This is a genomic window from Streptomyces ossamyceticus, assembly GCF_001418475.1.
Classification (GTDB): Bacteria; Actinomycetota; Actinomycetes; order Streptomycetales; family Streptomycetaceae; genus Streptomyces; species Streptomyces ossamyceticus.
The window spans coordinates 1-5,437 of the sequence record NZ_LIQX01000339.1 but is presented as its reverse complement, the minus strand read 5'-3'; the positions used below and the strand labels follow the sequence as shown (position 1 = coordinate 5,437).

Genomic DNA, 5,437 nt, shown 5'->3' with positions numbered 1-5,437 from the left:
GCCCTCCCGCCCATTTCCGTTCCTCGTACAGGTCGCGTGGGACTCGTGCCCCGATCTCGCCGAAGTCCCCGTCGTGCAGGTCGAGATCCTCGTACGCGATCCAGTTGCCCTTTTCCTCCACCACGCAGCGGTACGTCCGACGCGATGGGGGAGGCGTCATGCGGTACTCGGCGAGATGGAAGGCGCTGCACACCTCGAAACCCACACGCAGGAGCAGTATCCGCGCGTCGGCCTCGTACAGCCTGGCCATGGGGGAGCCCTCACCGAAGTGGCAGTGCGGATCGTGGCCGGTGAGCAGCTCCGCCGCGCGTGGGCCGAGGCCGGCGAACGATGTCTGTGGGTGTGCACTGCGGACGGCGCCCGGCGTGCTCCGCACGCATTCGGCGAGAGCGCCCATGGTTGGGCAGGGTGTCGTGTCCTGTTCGAACGGCAGCACCCCTGCCCGGAACTCGGCCTTCTCCTGCTCCGTCATGCCTTCGACCATGCGGCGGTACTCGCGGGAGGTGTCCGAGTTCTCCGGTGTGAACGCCGGCACGACGAGGGTGCCGTCCGGTCCCAGGGCGCGCAGCAGTACGTCACGTACGGCGGTGGCACCGATCCCTGTGCCACCCAGTGAGGAGTGCACCATGAGGGTGCTCCCCGGGCGGACACCCACCTCGGTCAGAGTGTCCTGAAGCTGGTGCAGAAGGTTCTGAGGGCGAGTGGCATCAGCCATGGAGCGCTACCCATTCCTCTTGTAGTTCCTGGACCAAGTACGTCCCATTGTCCGTGAGTTCGTCCGTCGAGAGCGCGGCCAGGCGGTCAATTGCGTACCGGGCGCGCCGCAGATCCTCGTCGGCGTCGAACCGGTCCGGCACCGAGGCCGCCCTGCCGAGGCAGGCGCTCGCCTCGTCGAGAAGGCGCCCGGCGCCTGTGCCGGGTACATGCAGGTCCGCCACCTGGCGCAGAGCGGCGAGACGCGCCCGCCGCGCCAGCAGGGGCAGTTGGCGAACGAACTCCTCGGGCTCGAAGTCGACGGCCAGGCCCAGCGCGTCGGGCGCGGACGTGCTGAGCTCCAGCCCTGAGCCCGCTCGGAGGGGGGTGACGGTGGTCGCGAGGAGAACGCGGGAGCCGTCGCGCAGACCGGGGTGGCGCTCGTCCAGCAGGTCGTGGGCGGTCCGCAGTCGCTTACCGAAGAGCGCGAGATCGCTGGGGCTCAGAGGGTTGGCGACCGGTGTGGGGTAGCGGTCGCGGTACGGGTCGGCGTCGTCGATGAGCAGGGTCGGACCGTCGGCAGGGCGCAGCCTCTTCAACGGCCGCCACCGCGCCGACGACCGGGAGCCGCCGCGCGTGGGGGTACGCCACCGGAAGTCACCTTCGGCGACCTTGAACTCCACGCGGCCCGGTTCCGGCAGCCGCACGGTCCCGAGCGTCGGGAGGTACACCTCGGTGTCCGGCTCGTCCCAGTCGAGGGTGGTCGCCACGCCCGCTCGTACCGAGGCGGCGACGGCCGTGGCCATGAGTCGGGGCAACCTGCCCCGCGCATCCGTGGCTCCGAGCAGGGACGGCCGTAGATATGGGTGGGAGAGGACCGCGTCTAGCGCTACGCCGCTCGTCTCACCGGTGTCCAGACTCAGCAGCAGACGCCAAGCGGTGTCCCAGTCGGGGTGGCCGGTGAGGTGCGGGTGCGCACCGGCCACGAGCAGTCGGCTCAGCTCGGTCTGGGCCAGCCGGAGTTCCTTGATGCCGGTGACGGCCGGGACCAGGGTGTGTTCGGTGATCCGCTCGGCGACGCCCTCGATGAGTGCCCGGAGGTCGGTGCAGAAGACGGAAGGGTTGTCGAACCCGCGTTCGTCGCTGTATCGGTGGGCGTAGAGCCCACCACCGCAGGACTCCACGACCGGACAGGCACGGCACGTCTCGCTCAGCCCGTCCTTGCCCTGTTGGCGGGCGCGGACGCCGGGATGGTCCGCGAACTCCGCGAAACTGTGCCGGAAGACGTCATAGCCCGTGGCCGGGGCACCGTCGTACGCCGTCTTCAAGGAGTCGGCCTGCTCGAACGAGCCGTCGGTCTCAATGACCGCGAGGTCGGACGGAGTCAACCCGAGGGCCTCGGTGAGGCTGGGACCGCCTCGGAGCGTGCTGAGTACCGAGTCGAAGGTCCTGACCGGCATGGGCCGCCCTTGTTCCTCCCAGCGATCGAAGACTTTGAGCAGCCAGTCGGCGTAGGGGGTCCCGTTGCCGTGGCCCGGCGGAGGCGCGGCCCAGGTGGAGTGAGGGAGCAGATAGTCGATCCGGGGCGGGTCCAGCGCTGTCAGTGCGTCGTGTACCGCGACCGGGTCGTTCGCCACGTCCACGGTGCACAGCAGGCCCTGGTACAGATGCCGGTACTCCGGGAGACCCAGCAGGTCGATGGCCCGCAGGACCCGGTCGTAGCTGCTGCGGCCACGGCGGTCGAGTCTATGGCGGTCGTTCGAGGCCCGGTCGCCGTCCAGCGAGATCCCGATCTTCACGCCGAACTCACGGAAGACCTCCAGATGCGGTCTGCCCAACTGTACTCCGTTCGTGTGAATGCGCAGGTCAAGCGTGGTGATCGGCGTCAGTGCACCGGTGAGTTCCGCACAGACGTCACGCAGTCGGGCCGGCCCGGCGAGTAGGGGTTCGCCTCCGTGCAGGATGACGGTGACCGACTCCGGGGAGGTGTCGGTCACGTACTCGGCCAGGCGGCGGCTGACCTGGCCGATGACGTCCTCGGTGATCACGATCGGCCGCCCGCGCCAGCTCTGGTCGGCGTGCTCATACACATAGCAGTGGTCGCACGCCAGATCGCATCGGCTGTGCATCTTGAGGACCAGCTGTTGAATCGTCTGCCGGCCGTGAGAGTCCGTCACTTCTAGAACTGTACCGGCGTCGGTCCGCCGGAGCCGCTGACAGGAGACCCCAACCTCCTTGTTGATCAAGGAGGTTGGGGTCGGTGAGGGCTGGGCTCAGACGGCCGAGTTGAACCCTGGGCGCTGCGTCTCGCGAGGGTCGACCAGTCGATCGGTGGACCGCCGGGCGTGAAGGGCACGCGAGTCGATCGCCTCAAGGGAGGGCGTCCGCCTGGTGGCCGGTCGAGCCGCGTCCGGTCGGCACTTCGACGTCGTGAGCGAAGGGTTCATGTCTTTCCCGTCTGGATCAGGGGACCAACGTGCTGTCATCGGTCCCTGGCCGACGAGATCCTGTGGCGAGGGCCTGGTCATTGAGGTTAGGACGACATTGTGGGTGATGTTTCTATCATGCACGCCCTATACCACGCACGCCTCCGGAGGTAAAGGGCGCCTTGGGCGTATGTGCGGATGCGGGGCGCTCTGGTGGAGTTCCCGAATTGACGAGAGCATGATCTGCCCGTTTGTCTCCAGACATCTGTGCGAGGTCCTCTTATGGCTGCCACGCCCGGCCCGAGCACCACGGTGAGTGATCGTGATTTACCCCCGTTGTTCCATGTGTGCGACCAGCTCGCGCTGGTCCATCAGGGGGAGTCGTTCCGGATCGTGCGGACGCAGTTGTTCGCGCTGCTGCTCGCCACCGGGACCGCCTCGCTCGCGGAGCGGGTGGGGAGCCGGATACCGTCCGCCGTCGCGGCCGTGCTGTACGCCGCGACCATCGCCATCGGGGTTCATGCCTCCCGGCGCCGGGCCCGGGTGCACTGGCAGGCGCATCGTGCCGCCGCCGAGGTGATCAAGTCGCTGGCCTGGCAGTACATGGTGCACGGCGGCCCCTTCCACTCACGGCACGTCAACCCCGAGGCCCTCTTCGCCGAACGGCTGGAGGAGCGGCTGAGCGAGCTGCGGAAGGTGGGGTGGGACGACCCGCGGGAGAGCTCCGCCGAACTCGGGCTCGGGCAGATCACCCCCCGGATGCGGGCCGTGCGCGCCAAGCGGTTCGCCGCGCGGCGGGACATCTACCTCCGGGACCGGGTGCTGGAGCAACTGGCCTGGTACGGAGGCAAGGCCGGGCAGGCCCATCAGGCCTCCGTGCGCTGGGCCGGGGTCACGACCACACTGACCGGGCTGGCCCTGATCACCGCCGTGCTGCGCGCCCTCGGGGCGATCGGCAGCCGCTGGGACCCGACCGGCGTGCTCAGTGCCGCCGCGGCGGCCGGTGTGGCCTGGCAGGAGGTCCGCCGGCACCGCCCCCTCACCTACGCCCACAAGCTCGTCGAACAGGACCTCGACACCCATCGCGTCGCCATGGGCACCACGGTCACCGAGGACGGCTGGGCCGACGCCGTCGCCGAGGCCGAGCGCCTGGTCTCCCCCCAGCACACGGACTGGCTCGTGCGGTTCGGGTCCTGAGCGGGTGCTGTTCGGGTGCAGGGCCCGGGTGGTTCGGGTCCGGGGCCTGGGGCGTTCGGGTTCTGGGCCTGGGTCGTTCGGGTTCTGGGCGCGTGTGGTTCGGGTCCCTGGCTCCGGTGGTTCGAAGTCCTGGGCTCGGGTGGTTCGAAGTCTGGGCTTGGGGGGTCGGCTCCTGCGAGGGCGCCTCTGGCCATGCGTCAGGCTCGGCGTACTCCGGGGCTCCACAGCACCGTCACCGGGACGCCCGTCCGCCGTGCGTACGCGACGATGTCGGCCGTGCCGCCCAGGCCGCGGGCCGGGGCGCCGTCCCAGACGGCGACCATGCGGTCCGCGTGGTCGACGATGTAGCGGCCCGCCGCGTAGTACGCCTCGTCGTGCGTGCGTTCGTACGGTAGTTCCACGCGTGCGGCGCAGCATTTGAGGAGGCGGCGGTACTCCGCCCGTACCTCGTCGCCGCCCAGGTGGGTCTCGTAGTCCATGCCGGGGATCACGGCCGTCAGAGGGACGCCGCAGTCCAGGGCGATCTCCGCGAACAACTGGTCGGCTCCGGCGGCGAGGCTGCTGAGGGCCCGGGCCGTCGGACGGTTCCGCAGTTCCGACCGGATGCCGGACCGTACGGTGGGCAGGGCGGCCTCCGGGATCTGCCGGTGTCCGGTGATGCCGATCCAGGTCACGGGCCCTGGCATCCGTGCGCTCACCTCCGTGGCCGCGGTCGTCCAACCCACCCTAGCGGCGGGGGACTTCGGCGAGAACGACGCGTACGGGTGTTCGGTGGGGCCTCGTGGGCCCACGGGGGCGACGAGTGGGTGACCGGTCCGCTGCTGCCGACGCCCCCGCGTGCCTCGAATGCTGCCGGGGCCGGGCCGGTGCCGCTGGCCGATGGTTGCTCGCCGTCCGCTGCTTGCTGCCGCCGGTCGGTCGTCCGTCGCTTGCCGCTCGCTGGTCGTCCGTCTGCCCGCCGCTCGCCGTCGGTCGTCCGCCCGTCGTTTGCACGCCGGTCGCCGGTCGCCGGTCGCCGGTAGCCGTAATCGTCGGGCCGGGGCCGTGCGTCGCTGAGGGGTTGTGAACTGCTCAGGGTTGACTGCGCACAAGCACGTTCCACCGCGTACGGGTGAGTGCCC

At 69.9% G+C, this 5,437-nt stretch carries 4 protein-coding genes; 1 reads left to right on the top strand and 3 read right to left on the bottom strand.

Going from position 1 to position 5,437, the window contains the following annotated elements; translation table 11 throughout:
- Both AOK15_RS24480 and fxsBH read right to left on the bottom strand, forming a co-directional pair.
- Positions 1–715: AAC(3) family N-acetyltransferase (locus AOK15_RS24480; protein ID WP_055520405.1), on the bottom strand; the 715-nt coding region annotated here is incomplete at its 3' end.
- Positions 708–2,870 (bottom strand): radical SAM/SPASM protein FxsBH, inactivated beta-hydroxylase extension form, encoded by a 2,163-nt coding sequence (gene fxsBH / locus AOK15_RS24475; RefSeq protein ID WP_079058674.1) that lies wholly within the window; start codon positions 2,868–2,870, stop codon positions 708–710. The genes fxsBH and AOK15_RS24480, both read right to left, overlap by 8 nt.
- A gap of 531 nt (positions 2,871–3,401) precedes the next feature.
- Between fxsBH and AOK15_RS24470 the strand changes: the two genes are divergently transcribed.
- Positions 3,402–4,316: a DUF4231 domain-containing protein gene (locus AOK15_RS24470; RefSeq protein WP_055520401.1), complete on the top strand. Its 915-nt coding sequence runs from the start codon at positions 3,402–3,404 to the stop codon at positions 4,314–4,316.
- Positions 4,317–4,513: 197 nt separating this feature from the next.
- Here the strand turns inward: AOK15_RS24470 and AOK15_RS24465 are convergent, their stop codons facing one another.
- Entirely contained in the window at positions 4,514–5,002 is a 489-nt protein-coding gene (locus AOK15_RS24465; RefSeq protein WP_205632220.1) for a hypothetical protein, read from the bottom strand.
- Positions 5,003–5,437: the final 435 nt, after the last annotated feature.

Coding starts and splice junctions, on each gene's coding strand:
- AOK15_RS24470 (WP_055520401.1), top strand. CDS start 3,402: ATGGCTGCCACGCCCGGCCCGAGCACCACGGTGAGTGATCGTGATTTA.
- AOK15_RS24465 (WP_205632220.1), bottom strand. CDS start 5,002: ATGCCAGGGCCCGTGACCTGGATCGGCATCACCGGACACCGGCAGATC.